A 15,527-nucleotide genomic window follows, 5' to 3' on the forward strand; every position below is an offset into this window, starting at 1 on the left:
TTCCTTCCGGGACCGAAGACCGGCCCCGCCGCCTTCGCTCCACTCACTCCCCGCCAACCTCGTCCGAGATGCCCCTGACCCCCGACGCCCTCATCGCCAGCCTTGCCGCAAACGGCATTCCGGCCACCACCTACACTCACCCGCCGGTGCATACGGTGGCGCAATCCAAGGCCATGCGCGGCGACATCCCGGGCGCGCACACCCGGAACCTGTTCCTGCGCGATTCCAAGAAGAATTATTTCCTGGTCGCCATCGCGGAGGACCGCCCGGTGGACCTCAAGGCGCTGCGCGCGCCCCTCGGGGCCCGGGGCTCCCTCTCCTTCGGCTCGCCGGAAGCGCTGTTCGAGCACCTGGGGGTGCTGCCGGGCTCCGTCAGCCTGCTGGCGCTCGCCAATGATGCGGCCCGGCTCGTGACCGTCGCCATCGACCGCACGCTGATGGGCGCCGAGGCCATCGCCTGCCATCCGCTCTCCAACACCCGCACGAGCGTGCTCTCCCCCGACGCCCTCAAGGCGTTTCTGAAGGTGACGGGCCACCAGGCGCTGGAACTGGACCTGCCGGCCCCGGCGGATGCCGCGGATGCCGGACCGGCGGGTGCCGCAGAGGAGCCCGGCGGGGCCGGCGACGGGGCGGCGGGCGGCGGGGGCAAGAATTGCCATTGTGACGTGCGGGAATGACCTTATAGGTAGCCGAGGTCAAGACTCACTCCCGAGGTTCGCCGTGCGATTGCCCGCCCTCATCCTGACGACCCTCCTTCCTGCAGCCACGCTGGCGCTGGCCGTGCCGACCCCCGCCGATGCGGTGGTCTATTGCCGCGCCGTCGGCGTGCCGAAGGGCTGCGTCGCCCGCCCGGCGCCCGCCGCCCGCGCCGCGGTGCATTGCACCCGCCCGGGCTATCCCGCCGGGTGCGTTCCCGGCGCCGGTGCGCCCGGCGTCGGCGTCACCCCGGGTGTCGGGGTCGGCGCCCCTGGCGTGGGCGTTGCCCCGGGCGCAGGCGTGAATGCCGGCGGCCCGGTCAATCGCGTCGGCGTGCGCTGACGCCATCCGCGACACCGGATGATGTGCGGGGGCAGCCACCGGCGCCCCCGTGCCCGCCTTGAACAAAGCCCCCCGGTGCAATGCCGGGGTGCAGCCGACGGAATTTGCCTGCCGGATCAACCGGCGCGCCGTGCCGTATTCGCCCGGACGGCATCTCCCTCGTTTCCGCCAATGCGGCATTGCCGCCGCCACCCCGGCGCGCCGTGCCCGGATCGCGCGGCGCGCCATCCCCCACGCTGTGCGCCCTCCCCGCCCGCAGCCGCGGGAGCCTCAACGCTCACCGGGCGCAGGGCTCGATGGGCGCAGGATCGGCCCCGGCCTCGGCCGCAAGCGCCTTCAGGTCGAGATCGACCACGAGGGGAATGAAGCTGCCCGACGCCTCGGTCCGCAGATAGGTGCTGAGCAGGATCGGCCCGTCGGGCAATGTGCCGGCGGCGCAGCCTTTCACCCCGACCGAGAGGGAGCCCCGCACCCGGCTTCCCTTCGCCGCCTCGCGCGCCTTGAGGGTCCGCATCTCCTCCCGCGCCGCCTCAAGCCGGCGGCGGCCGTCTTCGGAAAGCCGGAACACGGTGATGCGGAAGCCCGGCTTCTCTTCCGGCTTCAGGGCCGCGCGCACGGCGGCGTCCCCCTCCTCCTCCAGCACCGCCGCCACCGTGGTCTTCTGCGTCTCCGCCCCGGCGAGCCAGAACGACATGGTGAGGACCGCGCCGCCGGGCACCGGGCGCAGCGCATCGGGCGCGCGCACCGCCGCGCGGAGGGTGGCGAGGTCGGCGGTCGCCGGATCGAAGCTCGCGAGCCTGGGCAGGCTGCTGATCGGCAGATGGGAACAGCCGGCGGCGAGAAGGAGGAAGCCGAGGGCCGTGGACAGGCCAAGGAGGAGTTTCATGACGCATCTCATTATCGGTTGATTATTTATTGTTTTACGATAATTTATGAATGCGTCAAGGAAAGGTCTCATCATGTCGCACAGCGTTCGCGATCCCCGCCTCGCCCGCCTTCGGCGCCGCGGGCGGCTGCTTTCCACCGTCACGCTCGTCATCCTCATCGCCCTGGTGGCCGGCAGCCTCGGCATCTGGCTCAACCCGGCCTGGATCGAAGCCGCGGTGGTGCCGCGCGTGGGCCTCACGGGCTATCCGGTGACGCTGGACGGGTTGAGCCAGACCCTTGGGGTCCTCGTCTCGGCGGTGCCGCTCGCCATCATCGCCTACGGGCTCAACGAGGTGCGCCTGATCTTCCGGGATTTCGGGGAAGGAGAAACGGTGTCGCAGACGCTGGCGCAGCGGCTGGAGCGGTTCGGCACCGCGGTGGCGCTTCAGGCCCTCGTCAATCCGGTGGTGGCGACCCTGCTCGGCCTGGTGCTGACGCTGGGCAATCCCCCGGGCCAGCGGGTGCTCGCCATCAGCCTGGCAAGCCATGATGTGGTGTCGGTGCTGGTGGGCCTGCTGGTGATCGGCGTCGGCGCAGTGATGCGCGAGGCGGCCCGCATCGCGCAGGAAAACGAAGGCTTCATCTGAGCCGGACAGGAAGGGCGGGAAGCCTCATGCCCATCGTGGTCAATCTGGACGTGATGCTCGCGCGGCGGAAGATGCGCTCGCGCGAGCTGGCCGAGCGCATCGGCATCACCGAGCAGAATGTCTCGCTGCTGAAATCCGGCAAGGTGCGCGGGGTGCGCTTCGACACGCTGGCGCGCATCTGCGCGGTGCTCGGCTGCCAGCCGGGGGACATCCTGGAATATGTGCCGGGAGACGAGCCGCCGGCGGAGGAATGAACATCCCCGCCGGCGGTCACAGATCCATGCGGTAGCGGACGAAATCGTCGGCCTGAACGAAGGTGTCGTAGAGCCGGCGGGCCGGATTGTCCTGGCGGGTGTGCCAGTACAGGCGCGACCAGCCCTCCTCCCGGCCGAGGCGGACGAGATCCGCGATCAGCCTGCGGCCGATCCCCTGCCCCCGGCAGGCGGGATCGACGAACAGGTCCTCCAGATAGCAGGCCGGGGTGGTCACCCAGGTGCCCTCATGCAGGACGCTGATGGAGAAGCCGGCCAGCTTCCCGTCCCACCGGGCCACGCGGCCCAGCACCGGTGAGGCGGGATCAAGGATGCGCTGCCATGTGCGCGCCGTGACGTGCGGGGCCACCTGCGCCTCGTAAAAGGCATTGTAGCCCGCCCACAGCCGGCGCCATTCGGCCTCGTCCCCCTGCCGGGCCGCCTCGATGACCACCGCCTCGCTCATGGCCCCGCCCTCGGTTCGCCCGCACGCCCGCCCCCGGCCGCTCCACCGCAGGGGACGGGCGGAGGCTCAGTTGCCGCCGTCCAAGAGGCGGCGGGCGATCACCTGCGCCTGGATCTCCGCCGCACCCTCGAAGATGTTGAGGATGCGCGCGTCGCACAGGATGCGCGACACCGGATATTCCAGCGCGAAGCCGTTGCCGCCGTGGATCTGCAGGGCGTTGTCCGCCGCCGCCCAGGCGACGCGGGCGCCCAGCAGCTTGGCCATGCCGGCCTCAAGGTCGGTGCGGCGCCCCTCGTCCTTGGCGCGGGCGGCGAAATAGGTGATCTGGCGGGCGATCATGGTTTCCACCGCCATCATCACGATCTTGTCGGCGACACGGGGGAAGGCGATGAGCGGCTTGCCGAACTGGATGCGCTCCTCGGCATATTTCAGCCCCACCTCCATGGCCGCCTGGGCCACGCCCACGGCGCGGGCGGCGGTCTGGATGCGGGCGCTCTCGAAGGTGGTCATGAGCTGCTTGAAGCCCTGCCCCTCCTCGCCGCCCAGCAGATTGGCCGCCGGCACGGCGAAGCCGTCGAAGCCGATCTCATATTCCTTCATGCCGCGATAGCCGAGAACCTCGATCTCGCCGCCGGTCATGCCCTCGGCCGGGAAGGGGTTCTCGTCCGAGCCGCGCGGCTTCTCGGCCAGCAGGATGGAAAGGCCCTTGTAGCCGGGCTCGGCCGGATTGGTGCGCACCAGCAGGGTCATCACGTCGGCGCGGACCGGATGGGTGATCCAGGTCTTGTTGCCGGAAACCTTGTAGACCGCATCCTCCCCCTGCCCCTCCTTCACCGCGCGGGTGCGCAGCGAGGCGAGGTCGGAGCCGGTATTGGGCTCGGTGAACACCGCGGTGGGCAGGATCTCGCCCGCCGAGAGCTTGGGCAGGTAATGGGCCTTCTGCGCCTCGGTGCCGCCGGCGAGGATGCAGCTCGGCGGCGATCTCCGAGCGGGTGCCCAGCGAGCCCACGCCGATATAGCCGCGCGACAATTCCTCGGTCACCACGCACATGGCTTCCTTCGGCAGGCCGAGGCCGCCGAATTCCTCCGGGATGGTGAGGCCGAACACACCCATCTCCGAGAGCTGGGTGATGATCTCCAGCGGGATATATTCGTTCTTCAGGTGCCACTCGTGGGCGTGGGGGGCCACCTCCGCCTCCACGAAGCGGTGCATCTCGGTGCGCATGGCCTCCGTGGTCTCGTCGAGGCCCGCCTCGCCGATGGTGCCGGTGGGATGGGCGGCGCGCACGATATCGGCCAGCGCCGCACGGCTGGCGGCGGTGTTGCCCCCGGCCGCAAGCGCGGCGATGGCCGGGTCTGCTGCGAGCTGCGCCACCGTCTCGCCGGGCACGTAGAGGTCGGCGAGACGCACGATCTCGCCCTGGCTCATGGGGATGCCGCCGAGGATCTGGGCGGTGTACTCGCCAAGGCCGATCTGGACGATCAGCTTCTCGGTGGCGCCGAACTTGCCCATCTCGGTCAGGCGGTCGGCATAGTGCACCAGCTCGCGCACGGAGAAGACATAAGTGGCGAGCCAGGCCAGCCCGTGGGTGGCGCGCTGCTCCTGCTCCAGCAGGGCGGGCGACAGCCGGCCGCCGTCGCTCACCCGGGCGCGGACGAGGCCGGTGGCTTCCGCCAGCAGGCTCTCAAGGCGCGCAATGGCCGCGCGGCCAAGACCCACCGCATCGATGGCGTCGGTTCCCGCGGTACCAGGGGCGGCGCTGGCGGTGGCGCTGGCGGACATGGGCTCTCTCTCCCGTATTGTGCGTTGCAGAATTTGCCTATCCTTGCCTTCGGAACCATTCCAAGGCAACGCTTCTTTCTACGAATGTCAGCTCTCCCCGGTTCTCATCTCGTCGAGCCGGGCGGCCAGATCCTCCAGATTTTCCCGCACATGCGTGCAGGCGGAAACGGCGGAGAACAGCGCGGTCAGGGTCGATCCGGCGGCGGCATCCAGCACCCCGTCGGCATTGAGCCGCTCCGCCTGCGCCTCCAGCGCCGAAACCGCCGCCCGCGCCGCGCTCGCCGCGGCATCGAGGTCCGCGGCGGGGGTGCCGTCGAGCCGGTCGGCCAGCAGGTGCATGACCATCGTGAGCGCCGCCACCGCCGCATCCATGGCCGGCGCCAGACGGGTCGCCACCGGCTCGGTCAGCGGCCGGTCGGCGCCGCGCAGCAGGATGATGATGGAATGCCACAGGCGGCGGCAGCTGCGCACCACGGGGGCGGGGTCCGCATGGCTGGCGAGGCGCCCGGCCCGCTCCGTGCGCGCTTCGGCGATGCGGGCATCGGCCGCCCGCAGCGCCTTGCGGGCCTTGGCATTGAGGTCATCAATCCCCTGCGGGTCGAGGCCGCGCCCCAGAAGCCCGTCGCGCCCGCGCGCCAGCAGCTCGGCGCAGGTGCGCAAAGCGGTGGCGCAATGGGGAAACAGGTAGAACAAGGCGCTGGCGGGCAGGATGAACAGCGCGCACGCCATTCCCACCACGCCCCCCACCGCGATCTCGAACACCCGGTGCAGGCCGGAAAGCCACGGCTCCACATGGCTGGGGTCCGCCAGCAGCACGATCACCACCGTCACCGGCGCGAGCTTGAAGCTGGGATAGCGCGCCGCCAATGTGGAGGTGAGGAGCACGCTCGCCACCAAGGCAACGAAGGTGAGCGGAACCGAGGGGCCGGCCAGCACCGCGGCCAGCACCCCCACGGCCCCGCCCACCACGGTGCCCAGCGCCCGGTCCAGGGCCACGGTGAGGCTGGCACCGATGGTGGACTGCACCACCAGGATGGCGGTGAGCACCGCCCAATAGCCATTGGGCAGGGCAAGGACGGTGGCGAGGAAATAGGAGGCCAGCGCCGCCACCGCCGCCCGCACGCCAAGCTTCAGATGGGCCGCGGTGAACAGGCCGGAAAGCCGCGCAAGCGGCCCGGCGGGGGCGGGGGCGGGGTCCTCGAGCGGCATGGCGCAATCCTGGAACGAACGTGCGGGGCCGGAGACGTGAGCGCGATCCGGGCCACATTCCCGCGAGGCACGCTGCGGGGCACCCCCACCCTTGAGCGCGACCACCGGTGGACGAGAGCCCGTTCCCTGCGCCCCACGGCCTGCCTTTCAATATTGAAGAGAGCGGCATCCCGCCAGACGCTCCCGCCGGCGGCGCGGCACCGGCCCGGCTGCCGTCGCGCTTGCCATTCACCCGCGAAAGCCCGATGTGACGGGAAAACGGGAGACACCATGCTGCGGCGCACCTACCACGTCGTGCTTGATGCGATCTGGACCTTTTCCGCCGACGACGGCTGGGCCATCGCCAGCCATATCGCGCTGTCGGCGCTCATGTCCCTGTTCCCGTTCCTCATCTTCGTCACTGCCCTGGCCGGCTTCCTCGACCTGCGGCCGCTGGCGGCCGAGACCATCCAGCTGATCCTGGAAACCTGGCCGGAGCAGGTGGCCGGCCCCATCTCCCGCGAGATCTACAATGTGGTGAACCAGGTGCGCACCGACGTGCTCACCTATGGCGTGGTGCTGGCCATCTATTTCTCCTCCAACGGCATCGAGAGCCTGCGCATCGGCCTCAACCGCGCCTATGGGGTGAAGGAGCAGCGCGCCTGGTACTGGCTGCGGCTGGAATCCATCGGCTACGTGCTGGTGGCGGCGGCGGCCATGCTGGCCCTGTCGTTCCTGGTGGTGCTCGGCCCGCTGCTGTGGCAGACCGCGGTGGCCCGGCTGCCGGCCCTGGCGCCGCTGTCGCGGGTGGTGACGCTGGCACGGTTCGCCGCCACCTCGGTCATCCTCGTGGTGGCGCTGCTGGTGGCCCATCTGTGGCTGCCCGCCGGGCGGCGGCGGCTGGCGCAGGTGGCGCCGGGCATCCTCGTCACGCTGGTGCTGTGGCTGGTGGGGGCCACCGCCTTCGGCTTCTACCTCGCGGAATTCCCCGCCAATTATGTCACCACCTATGCCGGCCTCGCCTCGGTGATGATTGCGCTGGTCTTCCTGTACCTCACCGCCACCATCTTCGTGTTCGGCGGCGAGCTCAACGCCGCCATCGAGCGGGCGCGGCTCCCCGTGCGCGCGGCGGCCGGCGCCGCGCCCCTGGCATCGGTGGAAACGGGCCGGTGAGCGCCCCGGCCCCGGAGCCCAAGCCGGACGGGCGCCAGTCGCAGACCGCCCGGGCGGTGCAGCGCGGCGTGCTGCGTCACCTCGCCCTTTCGGGGAGCGCCGGCCTGACCGAATTCGCCCTCGCCTCCGGCCGGCGGGCGGACATCCTGGCCCTCGGTGCCAAGGGCGAGATCACCATCGTCGAGATCAAGTCGTCGGTCGCCGATTTCCGCAGCGACGGGAAATGGCCGGACTATCGCGCCTATTGCGATCGCCTCCTGTTCGCCGTGCCGCTGGACTTCCCCATGGAAATCCTGCCGCAGGACGCCGGGCTGCTGGTGGCCGACGCCTTCGGTGCCGAATGCCTGCGTGAGGCCCCGCTGCACCCCCTGGCCGGCGCCACCCGCAAGGCGCTGACCCTGCGCTTCGCCCGCGCCGCCGCGGCCCGGCTCGCCGCGCTCTACGACCCCGAGCTTCTCAGCGTGCCTTTCTAGCCGCGGCGCGCCCGACCCTTTGGCGCGAGCCGCTACCGCGGCGCGCTCATTCCCCTGGCGCGAGCCGCTACCGCGGCGCGCGCTTGGCCAAAATCCGCTGCAGCGTGCGCCGGTGCATGGACAGCCGGCGGGCGGTTTCCGAAACGTTGCGGCCACACAATTCATAGACGCGCTGGATGTGTTCCCAGCGCACCCGGTCCGCCGACATGGGGTTTTCCGGCGGGGTCGGCTTGTGGTCGGCATTGGCAAGCAGCGCGGCCACCACGTCGTCCGCATCGGCGGGCTTGGCGAGATAGTCCACCGCACCCATCTTCACCGCCGTCACGGCGGTGGCGATGTTGCCGTAGCCGGTCAGCACGATGGCCCGCGCCCCCGGCCGGCTCTTCTTCAGCGCCGAGATCACATCAAGGCCGGTGCCGTCGCCGAGACGCATGTCCACCACCGCATAGGCCGGTGCCGAAGCCTCCACACGGGCCAGCCCGTCGGCCACCGTCTCCGCCGTGGAAACCAGGAAGCCGCGGGCTTCCATGGCCCTTGCGAGGCGCTGCAGAAAGGAGCGGTCGTCGTCCACGATCAGAACCGACCGGTCATCCCCGACCTCGGGCGGCGTCGTCTCATTCATCGCATCTTCCTCGATCCAAGCACTGGCTTTGCCGGATAAGAACCCACACCGGGCTCCGGCTTTTACGCCTCTTTCGCCGTAGAATAATCCGAACCGCGTCCCTTTGTCGCGTCCGTATCCACTTCAATGGCGCGCGCCGGACGCGGCCAGGCCAGGCGGATCACCGCGCCGGTGGCCGGCGGAAAGCGGTTTTCGAAGGTCACGCTCGCCCCGGTGCGCTCCAGCAGCGTCTTGGCGATGAAGAAGCCGAGGCCGAGGCCGCTTTCCTCGTCCGGCTCCTCCCGGTCGCGGGCGCGGGAGGTCACATAAGGCTGGCCGATGCGCCCGCTGACCTCGGGCGCGAAGCCCGGCCCGTCGTCGGTAACCACGATCTCCAGGACGCTCGGGCTCCATTCGGCCCGGATGTCCACCCGCGAGGTGGCGAAGTCCACCGCATTCTCCACCAGATTGCCGAGCCCGTAGAGAAGGCCGGGATTGCGGGCGATGATGGGGGCGTCCTGCCCCTCCTTCACCGACACGGCAATGGTGATGCCGAAATTGCGGTGCGGCTCCACCACCTCCTCCAGCAGCAGGTTGAGGGGCATGCGGTCGAACGGCGCGTCGCCGGAGCGCAGGGAGGTGAGCTTCTGCAGGATGTCGCGGCAGCGGCTCACCTGGTCGCGCAGCAGCGCCACGTCCTCCGCATAGGGACCCGTGTCGCCCAGAGAGCGCTGCATCTCCTTCACCACCAGGGCGATGGTGGAAAGGGGGGTACCCAGCTCGTGGGCGGCGGCGGCGGCAAGACCGTCGATGGCGGAGAGGTGCTGCTCGCGCGCCAGCACCAGCTCGGTTGCGGCGAGCGCATCGGCCAGCTCGCGCGCCTCCTCCGCCACCCGCCAGGCATGCAGGCCGATGAAGCCCACCGAGACCGACAGCGAAACCCAGATGCCGGCAAGGTAGAGCTCCGGCAACACCGGCACGTCGCCCCCCGCCCAGGGCAGCGGCAGCGCCCACAGCCCCACCGCGCCGGCGCAGGTGACGGCGAGGATGCCCAGCAGCACCGTGGTGCTCCAGGCCAGGGTGGTGGCCGAGATCATCACGGGGGCAAGATAAAGCAGCACGAACGGGTTCTTCAGCCCGCCTGTGAGGTAGAGAAGTGCGGTCAGCTGCAGCACGTCATAGGCCAGAAGCGGCCCGGCGGCCGCATCGCCCAGCCGGCGCGCCACCGGATACTTCAGGCGCAACAGCACGTTCACCGCGGCGGAAAGAATGACCACGCCAAGGCAGGTGCTGAGCGGCAGCGGGAAGCCCAGGCCCAGATTGACCACCACCAGCGCGGCGATCTGGCCGCTGACGGCCAGCCAGCGCAGGCGAATCAGCGTGTCGAGCCGCAGCCCGAAGGCGCGGCCATGGGGGGGAGCGGCAAAAGCGGGCGTCATGACCCGCGCCCGCCCGGCCCAGCCCGCAGGCCGGACGGCCCTTTCCCTTCAGGCAACTGTGACATCTGCGCCATAGGGCTCCGCAGAGCCGGACCTATGTCTTTTGTCGGCATTGACCAAACCTGCAACTAGGCTCACGCTTTAACAAATAAAACGCCGCAAAGAGCGCACTAACCGTGAGGACCGCACATGGCAATCGGTGAGTTTGCGAGCGCGACCCGGCTTCCGCCGCAGACGGATGTGGGCCTCTCCACGCCTCTCTACTGGCTTTATGAAATGGGCCACGCCGCGCTGAACCCTTCGCGCGCCATGGCGGATGCAAGCCGCCTGTTCCTGAAGAACCCCATCAACCCCGTTTCGCACACCACCGTCGGCAAGTCGATGGCCGCCGCCTGCGAGCTGTTCGAGCGCACCACCCGGCGCTACGGCAAGCCGGACTGGGACATCAGCCACACGGTGGTGGACGGCCAGAGTGTCCCGGTGCACGTGAACACCGTGTGGAACCGGCCGTTCTGCAACCTTCTGCATTTCGACCGGGCGTTCGAATGCCCGCCGCGCCGGCCGCAGCCGCGGCTTCTGGTGGTGGCCCCGGTTTCCGGGCACCACGCCACCTTGCTGCGCGGCACGGTGGAGGCCATGCTGCCCACCCACGATGTCTATGTGACCGACTGGGTGGACGCCAAGCTGGTGCCCGTCGCCGAAGGCGGCTTCGACCTGTCGGACTATGTGGACTATCTCATCTCCATCTTCCGCCGCCTCGGCGGCGACTGCCATGTGATGGCGGTGTGCCAGCCGGCGGTGCCGGTGCTGATGGCCGTGGCCCGCATGGAGCAGGAAGAGGCGCCCTACGTCCCCAAGTCCATGATCCTGATGGGCGGCCCCATCGACACCCGCGAGGCGCCCACCGCGGTGAACACACTCGCCAAGGACCGCGGCATCGAGTGGTTCCGCCGCAACGTCATCACCACCGTGCCATGGCCCCATGCCGGCGCGCTCCGGGAAGTGTATCCGGGCTTCCTGCAGCTCAACGGCTTCATGTCCATGAACCTGGATCGTCATCTCCAGGCCCATTGGGACCTGTTCCGTCATCTGGTGCAGGGCGACGGCGATTCCGCCGAGAAGCATCGCGACTTCTACGATGAATATCTCGCCGTGATGGACCTGACCGCCGACTTCTACCTGCAGACCGTGGAGAACGTGTTCATCACCCACGCCCTGCCCAAGGGCGAGATTCTCCACCATTCCCTGCCGGTGAAGCCGGAGGCCATCCACCGCGTGGCGCTGATGACGGTGGAAGGCGAGAAGGACGACATCTCCGGCATCGGCCAGACCAAGGCGGCGCACAAGCTCTGCCCGCGCATTCCCGAAGACAAGCGTGCCCACTGGGAACAGCCCGGCGTCGGCCATTACGGCGTGTTCAACGGCTCGCGCTTCCGCTCCGAGATCGCCCCGCGCATTGCCGATTTCATCCTCTCCCAGGAGCTGCCCCGCGGCGCCACCCACCAGCGCACCGCACCGGAGCTGTCGACCGCCCATGCGGACGAGGGGCCGGACGTGTTCAGCCTGAGCGGGAAAGTTACGTCGCTTTATCCCCGGGTTGCTCCGACTTAGGACTGGCAGCCCGGGCGAATTCCAGTGAAGATGGGGGCTCATGTTGTTGCCCCCCGGTCAAGCCATGCTGTTTCGACGCCAGGACCGTCAAGCGCCGCCCCTGCGCACCGCGGAATGGATCGAGCTGATGCTCGATGATGGCCCTTTGCGCGTTACGGTACGTAGGCACCCTCAAGCGCGACGCCTGACCCTGCGGGTGCGGGCCGCCGCCCGTGACGTGACCCTGACCGCGCCGCCCCATGTACCCCTGGCCTTCGCGCATGAATTCGTGCTGCGCCACCGGGAATGGGTGCGGGTGCGCCTGGTGCGCCTGCCGGAGGCGGTGCCGTTCGCGCCCGGTGCGGTCATACCCCTGCGCGGCGAGCCCCACCGCATCGTCCATTGCGCCGAAGCGCGGGGAACGGTGTGGATCGGCGCCGTGGTTCAGGGCCTGCCCACCGTGTGCGTAGCGGGCGATCTGCCGCACCTGTCCCGCCGGGTCCATGATTTCCTGAAGCGCGAGGCGCGCCGGGACCTTTCGGTGACGGTACAGAAATATGCCGCGGCGCTGGGCGTGGAGGTCGGGCGCCTCACCTTGCGCGATACCGCAAGCCGCTGGGGCTCCTGCTCCGCGCGGGGCGACCTCTCCTTCTCCTGGCGGCTCATCCTCGCCCCGGCCTTCATCCTGGATTACCTCGCCGCCCACGAGGTGGCCCACCGGCTGGAGATGAACCACGGGCCGCGCTACTGGCGCCTGGTGGAGCAGGTGTGTCCGCACCGGCGGGAAGCGGAGGCGTGGCTGCGCCGCCACGGCTCCGATCTGCATCGCTTCGGCAGCTGAGGGGCTCTATCCTTAAGTGAGAGGGCGATTCACCGATCAAATCGAGTCCATTTGATCGGATCGCGCTCTAGCTATGGCCCGGAGCGTGTATCGCGCCCGCCGATGGCGAAGGCGCCCGGCCCGGATGCGAAATAGAACAGCAGCCCGCCCACGAGGCCCACATTCTTGAAAAAGGCGATCTGCTGGGCCGAGCGTGCGGCGGCATCGGGAAACTGCCAGAACAGATGGGCCGTGGCGGTGGCGGCGATGACGAAGCCGATGAGCACCAAAGCGGTGATCCGCGGCAGGACGCCGAGGATCAGGAGCACCGGCCCGCCGATCTCCACCGCGGCGGTGATGGCGGCGAGCACCTCCGGGTAGGGTAGCCCCTTGCCGGCGAGAAAGCCGGAGAATCCGGCCAGATTACCCGCCTTGCTCACCCCCGACGGCAGGAACAGGGCCGCCATGCAAAGCCGCGCCACCAGCAGCGCCAGATCGTCCAGTGCCCGCATCCCCGCCCTCCCGATGCACGCCCGCCGGAACACCGTGCGCACCGGCAGGGCCGGCCTGCGACGCGGCTTCGCTGGCCGGCGGCGTGTTGCACAGCCAAGGGCCGCATGATGCTGGCCCCAGGGCCGGCGCTCAACCGTGAAGCCGCAGGCGCCGGTTACGTTTTCGTGTGGTCGCCGGCCTCCTCCGCCGCAGCCGCCTCTTCCGCGGCCGCGAAGACGAGGCGCGCCACCACCGGCAGGGCCACCGAAAGGCCGGCGAAGCGGAACAGGTGATGGGCGCTCATGAAGGCGGGGTCATAGCCCAGAGCGAAGCCCAGCGCCGTCATCGCCTCCAGCGCGCCGGGGGCGAAGGCGGTCACCATCTTGCCCAGGTCGTCCCCGGTCAGCCACGCCGCCAGCACCGCGAACAAGGTGGAGATGGCCACCGCCACCAAGAAGGCGCCGAGGGACGCGAGGAAATAGGAGCGGACCGCGCCGAAGGTGGTGCCCAGAAAGCGCACGCCCACGCTCGCCCCCAGCACCACGAAGGCCGGAACCAGCATCTGCGGCGGCAGCACCGCGTCGGTCAGGGCGAAGCCGTGCAGCGCCGCACTGCCGGCGAGCGCGCCGAGAATGAGGCCCCCGGGCACCTTCAGCGCCGCGGCGAGCAGGCCGGCGCCGGTGCAGGCGGCCAGCAGCAGGGCCACGCCCGCCGGCGAGGAGACGTGCGGCGGCGGTGGCAGCCCGCCCGCCGTCAGGCCCAGCGCGGCGAGCACATTGGGCAGCGCCGCCACCAGCAGGAACAGCCGCAGCGCCTGGGCGAAGGCCACCTGCCGCAGGTCCGCTTTGGTGTCGGCGGCCATGGCCACCACGGTGGCGAACGCCCCCGGCGCAGACGCCCAGAAGGCGGTCTGCCGGCTCCAGCCGGCCACGCGGGTGAGGAAGAACATCCCGCCCGCCATGGTGCCCAGCACGCTCGCCCCCAGGCAGGCCATGGAAACCGGCCAGGTGGCGGCGCGGGCGAAGGTCTCGGGCGTCAGCACCGTGCCCATGGACGTGCCGAGGACGATGAAGGCGGCAAAGCGGACCCATTCCGGCACGGCGATGCGCACGCCGCCCAGGGCAAGGGCGATGGTGACCACCAGCGCCCCGGAGATCCACGCCGCAGGCAGGCCGGCAAGGCTGAAGGCGGCCCCGCCCAGCGCCCCGCCGCCAAGGGTGACCACCACAGTAAGCAGCGGCCGGGCACCGGACCCACCCCATCGGACCCGCCGGGGCGATCGGGCAGGACCCGGCACTTCCCCGTCTTCGGACAGGCCGGATGGCGTTTCACCGCTCATGGGGCACCGCGCCGCCGGTCCATGGGGGCGGATCGCGCGCCGGCATCGAACCTGGACCGCACCGTCACACCGCAGCCTTTTCGAGCCAGCCCACCAGCCGCGCCGCGGCCTGCGCCAATTGCGCCTCGCCCCGGGCGAAGCACAGGCGCATGAAGCCTTCCCCGCCGGGGCCGAAGGCGGTTCCCGGGGCGAGGCCCACATTGGCTTCGTCCACCAGGGTGAGGCCGAGGCTGGCCACATCGCCGTGCCCGGCCATGCCGAAGAACAGGTAGAAGGCGCCCGGCGGCTTCACCAGATCCACCTTGCCGGTGGCAAGCAGCGCGTCGCCCACCAGGTCGCGTCCGCGCCGGGCGCGGGCGATCTGCTCGGCCACGAAGGCCTCCCCCTGGTCGAGGGCCGCCACTCCGCCGCGCTGCATGAAGGCGGCCACGCCGGAGGTGGAATACTGGATCAGGTTCTCGATGATCTGCCCGAGCTTCGGGCTCGCCTCCACCCACCCCATCCGCCAGCCGGTCATGGCCCAGTTCTTGGAGAAGGTCTGCACGAAGAGGATGTGGTCGTCCGCGTCCATCACGTCATGGAACGAGGGGGCGCGGGGCGCGTCGCCATAATAGAAGCGGCCGTAGATCTCGTCGGCGATGATCCACAGGCCGTGGCGGCGGGCCAGCGCCAGCACCGCTTCCAGATCGGCGCGGGTGGCGACGAAGCCGGTGGGGTTGGCCGGGGTGTTGAGGAAGATGGCGCGGGTGCGCCCCGTCACCGCCGCCGCCAGCCGCTCGTGATCGAGGGCGAAGCCGGACGGACCATAGGCGAAGGGCACGAACACCGGCCGCGCGCCGGCCTTCTGCGCCGCCGCCGCCGCATTGGGCCAGGAGGGGGAGGGCAGGATCACCTCGTCCCCGGCCCCCAGCGCCATGGCCAGGGCGATCTGGATGGCCTGCATGCCGGACCCGGTGACGAAATAGCGCGACGGATCTTCCGGCACGCCATAGAGCCGCGCCATGTAGCGGGCGATGGCGGCGCGCAGCTCCGGCAGGCCGCGCTGCCAGGTATAGAAGGTCTCGCCCGCATGGAGCGCGGCGGCGGCGGCCTCGCAGATGAAGGCGGGCGTCTGTACATCGCCTTCCCCGGCCCAGAGAGGGATCATGCCCGGCCGGTCGCGGCCGTAGTTCATCACCTCCACGATGCCGCTTTCCGGCAGGGCGCGGATGTGGTCGCGCACGCGGGCCAGATAGGGGTCCTGGTCTTCCGGCGGGGCGCTGGCGGGCAAGGCGGCTGGCACGGTCATTGGCACTCTCTCGGGCGGTGGGCGACCGGGGCGCCGGAGCGAATCCGGCCCCCGGCGCGGAACCATAGAAGC

Annotated in this window: 16 protein-coding genes and 1 pseudogene; 8 read left to right on the forward strand and 9 right to left on the reverse strand. The window is 70.1% G+C overall.

The window, feature by feature from the left end; genetic code table 11:
* Positions 1 to 68: 68 nt before the first annotated feature.
* Entirely contained in the window at positions 69 to 677 is a 609-nt protein-coding gene (locus tag ACI7BZ_RS03690) for a prolyl-tRNA synthetase associated domain-containing protein (RefSeq protein WP_414115844.1), read from the forward strand.
* A 43-nt stretch (positions 678 to 720) separates the two neighbouring features.
* Positions 721 to 1,038, forward strand: a complete 318-nt coding sequence (locus tag ACI7BZ_RS03695; protein ID WP_414115845.1) for a hypothetical protein — start codon at positions 721 to 723, stop codon at positions 1,036 to 1,038.
* Positions 1,039 to 1,315: 277 nt separating this feature from the next.
* Here ACI7BZ_RS03695 and ACI7BZ_RS03700 read toward each other — a convergent pair whose 3' ends face one another.
* Positions 1,316 to 1,924 (reverse strand): hypothetical protein, encoded by a 609-nt coding sequence (locus ACI7BZ_RS03700; RefSeq protein ID WP_414115846.1) that lies wholly within the window; start codon positions 1,922 to 1,924, stop codon positions 1,316 to 1,318.
* A 73-nt stretch (positions 1,925 to 1,997) separates the two neighbouring features.
* On the opposite strand from ACI7BZ_RS03700, the gene ACI7BZ_RS03705 reads away from it, so the two are divergent.
* Together ACI7BZ_RS03705 and ACI7BZ_RS03710 are read left to right on the forward strand one after the other, a co-directional pair.
* Positions 1,998 to 2,552 carry a DUF2975 domain-containing protein gene (locus ACI7BZ_RS03705; protein ID WP_414115847.1) on the forward strand — a complete coding sequence of 185 codons (555 nt, stop codon included), beginning with the start codon at positions 1,998 to 2,000 and terminating at the stop codon, positions 2,550 to 2,552.
* A 26-nt stretch (positions 2,553 to 2,578) separates the two neighbouring features.
* Positions 2,579 to 2,806, forward strand: a complete 228-nt coding sequence (locus ACI7BZ_RS03710; RefSeq protein WP_414115848.1) for a helix-turn-helix domain-containing protein — start codon at positions 2,579 to 2,581, stop codon at positions 2,804 to 2,806.
* Between the two features lie 16 nt (positions 2,807 to 2,822).
* Here the strand turns inward: ACI7BZ_RS03710 and ACI7BZ_RS03715 are convergent, their stop codons facing one another.
* The 3 genes and pseudogenes from ACI7BZ_RS03715 to ACI7BZ_RS03725 form a co-directional block, all read right to left on the reverse strand.
* Complete coding sequence (locus ACI7BZ_RS03715) at positions 2,823 to 3,269, reverse strand: GNAT family N-acetyltransferase (protein WP_414115849.1); 447 nt, start codon at positions 3,267 to 3,269, stop codon at positions 2,823 to 2,825.
* A gap of 66 nt (positions 3,270 to 3,335) precedes the next feature.
* Positions 3,336 to 5,052: pseudogene (locus tag ACI7BZ_RS03720) on the reverse strand (acyl-CoA dehydrogenase family protein).
* An 87-nt stretch (positions 5,053 to 5,139) separates the two neighbouring features.
* Positions 5,140 to 6,261, reverse strand: coding sequence for an FUSC family protein (locus ACI7BZ_RS03725; protein WP_414115850.1), 1,122 nt, complete (start codon positions 6,259 to 6,261; stop codon positions 5,140 to 5,142).
* 270 nt (positions 6,262 to 6,531) lie between these two features.
* On the opposite strand from ACI7BZ_RS03725, the gene ACI7BZ_RS03730 reads away from it, so the two are divergent.
* Together ACI7BZ_RS03730 and ACI7BZ_RS03735 are read left to right on the forward strand one after the other, a co-directional pair.
* Positions 6,532 to 7,413 (forward strand): YihY/virulence factor BrkB family protein, encoded by an 882-nt coding sequence (locus tag ACI7BZ_RS03730; RefSeq protein ID WP_414115851.1) that lies wholly within the window; start codon positions 6,532 to 6,534, stop codon positions 7,411 to 7,413.
* Entirely contained in the window at positions 7,410 to 7,886 is a 477-nt protein-coding gene (locus tag ACI7BZ_RS03735; protein ID WP_414115852.1) for an MmcB family DNA repair protein, read from the forward strand. Before ACI7BZ_RS03730 ends, ACI7BZ_RS03735 begins: the two co-directional genes overlap by 4 nt.
* 67 nt (positions 7,887 to 7,953) lie before the next feature.
* Here the strand turns inward: ACI7BZ_RS03735 and ACI7BZ_RS03740 are convergent, their stop codons facing one another.
* A complete protein-coding gene (locus ACI7BZ_RS03740; RefSeq protein ID WP_414115853.1) occupies positions 7,954 to 8,508 on the reverse strand; it encodes an ActR/PrrA/RegA family redox response regulator transcription factor in 555 nt (184 codons plus the stop codon).
* A gap of 62 nt (positions 8,509 to 8,570) precedes the next feature.
* Positions 8,571 to 9,926, reverse strand: a complete 1,356-nt coding sequence (locus tag ACI7BZ_RS03745) for an ActS/PrrB/RegB family redox-sensitive histidine kinase (RefSeq protein WP_414115854.1) — start codon at positions 9,924 to 9,926, stop codon at positions 8,571 to 8,573.
* Between the two features lie 189 nt (positions 9,927 to 10,115).
* Between ACI7BZ_RS03745 and ACI7BZ_RS03750 the strand changes: the two genes are divergently transcribed.
* Both ACI7BZ_RS03750 and ACI7BZ_RS03755 read left to right on the forward strand, forming a co-directional pair.
* Positions 10,116 to 11,537 (forward strand): polyhydroxyalkanoate depolymerase, encoded by a 1,422-nt coding sequence (locus tag ACI7BZ_RS03750; protein WP_414115855.1) that lies wholly within the window; start codon positions 10,116 to 10,118, stop codon positions 11,535 to 11,537.
* 64 nt (positions 11,538 to 11,601) lie between these two features.
* Positions 11,602 to 12,357, forward strand: a complete 756-nt coding sequence (locus tag ACI7BZ_RS03755; protein ID WP_414115856.1) for a M48 family metallopeptidase — start codon at positions 11,602 to 11,604, stop codon at positions 12,355 to 12,357.
* A gap of 71 nt (positions 12,358 to 12,428) precedes the next feature.
* Here the strand turns inward: ACI7BZ_RS03755 and ACI7BZ_RS03760 are convergent, their stop codons facing one another.
* From ACI7BZ_RS03760 to ACI7BZ_RS03770, 3 genes are all read right to left on the reverse strand, one after another.
* Positions 12,429 to 12,848, reverse strand: a complete 420-nt coding sequence (locus ACI7BZ_RS03760) for a DoxX family protein (protein WP_414115857.1) — start codon at positions 12,846 to 12,848, stop codon at positions 12,429 to 12,431.
* Positions 12,849 to 13,003: 155 nt separating this feature from the next.
* Positions 13,004 to 14,167 carry an AbrB family protein gene (locus ACI7BZ_RS03765; protein ID WP_414115858.1) on the reverse strand — a complete coding sequence of 388 codons (1,164 nt, stop codon included), beginning with the start codon at positions 14,165 to 14,167 and terminating at the stop codon, positions 13,004 to 13,006.
* 64 nt (positions 14,168 to 14,231) lie between these two features.
* On the reverse strand, positions 14,232 to 15,455 hold the full coding sequence (locus ACI7BZ_RS03770) for a pyridoxal phosphate-dependent aminotransferase (protein ID WP_414115859.1): 1,224 nt from the start codon (positions 15,453 to 15,455) through the stop codon (positions 14,232 to 14,234).
* Between the last annotated feature and the right edge of the window lie 72 nt (positions 15,456 to 15,527).

Source organism: Xanthobacter sp. AM11 (assembly GCF_047444035.1).
Lineage (GTDB): Bacteria > Pseudomonadota > Alphaproteobacteria > Rhizobiales > Xanthobacteraceae > Xanthobacter.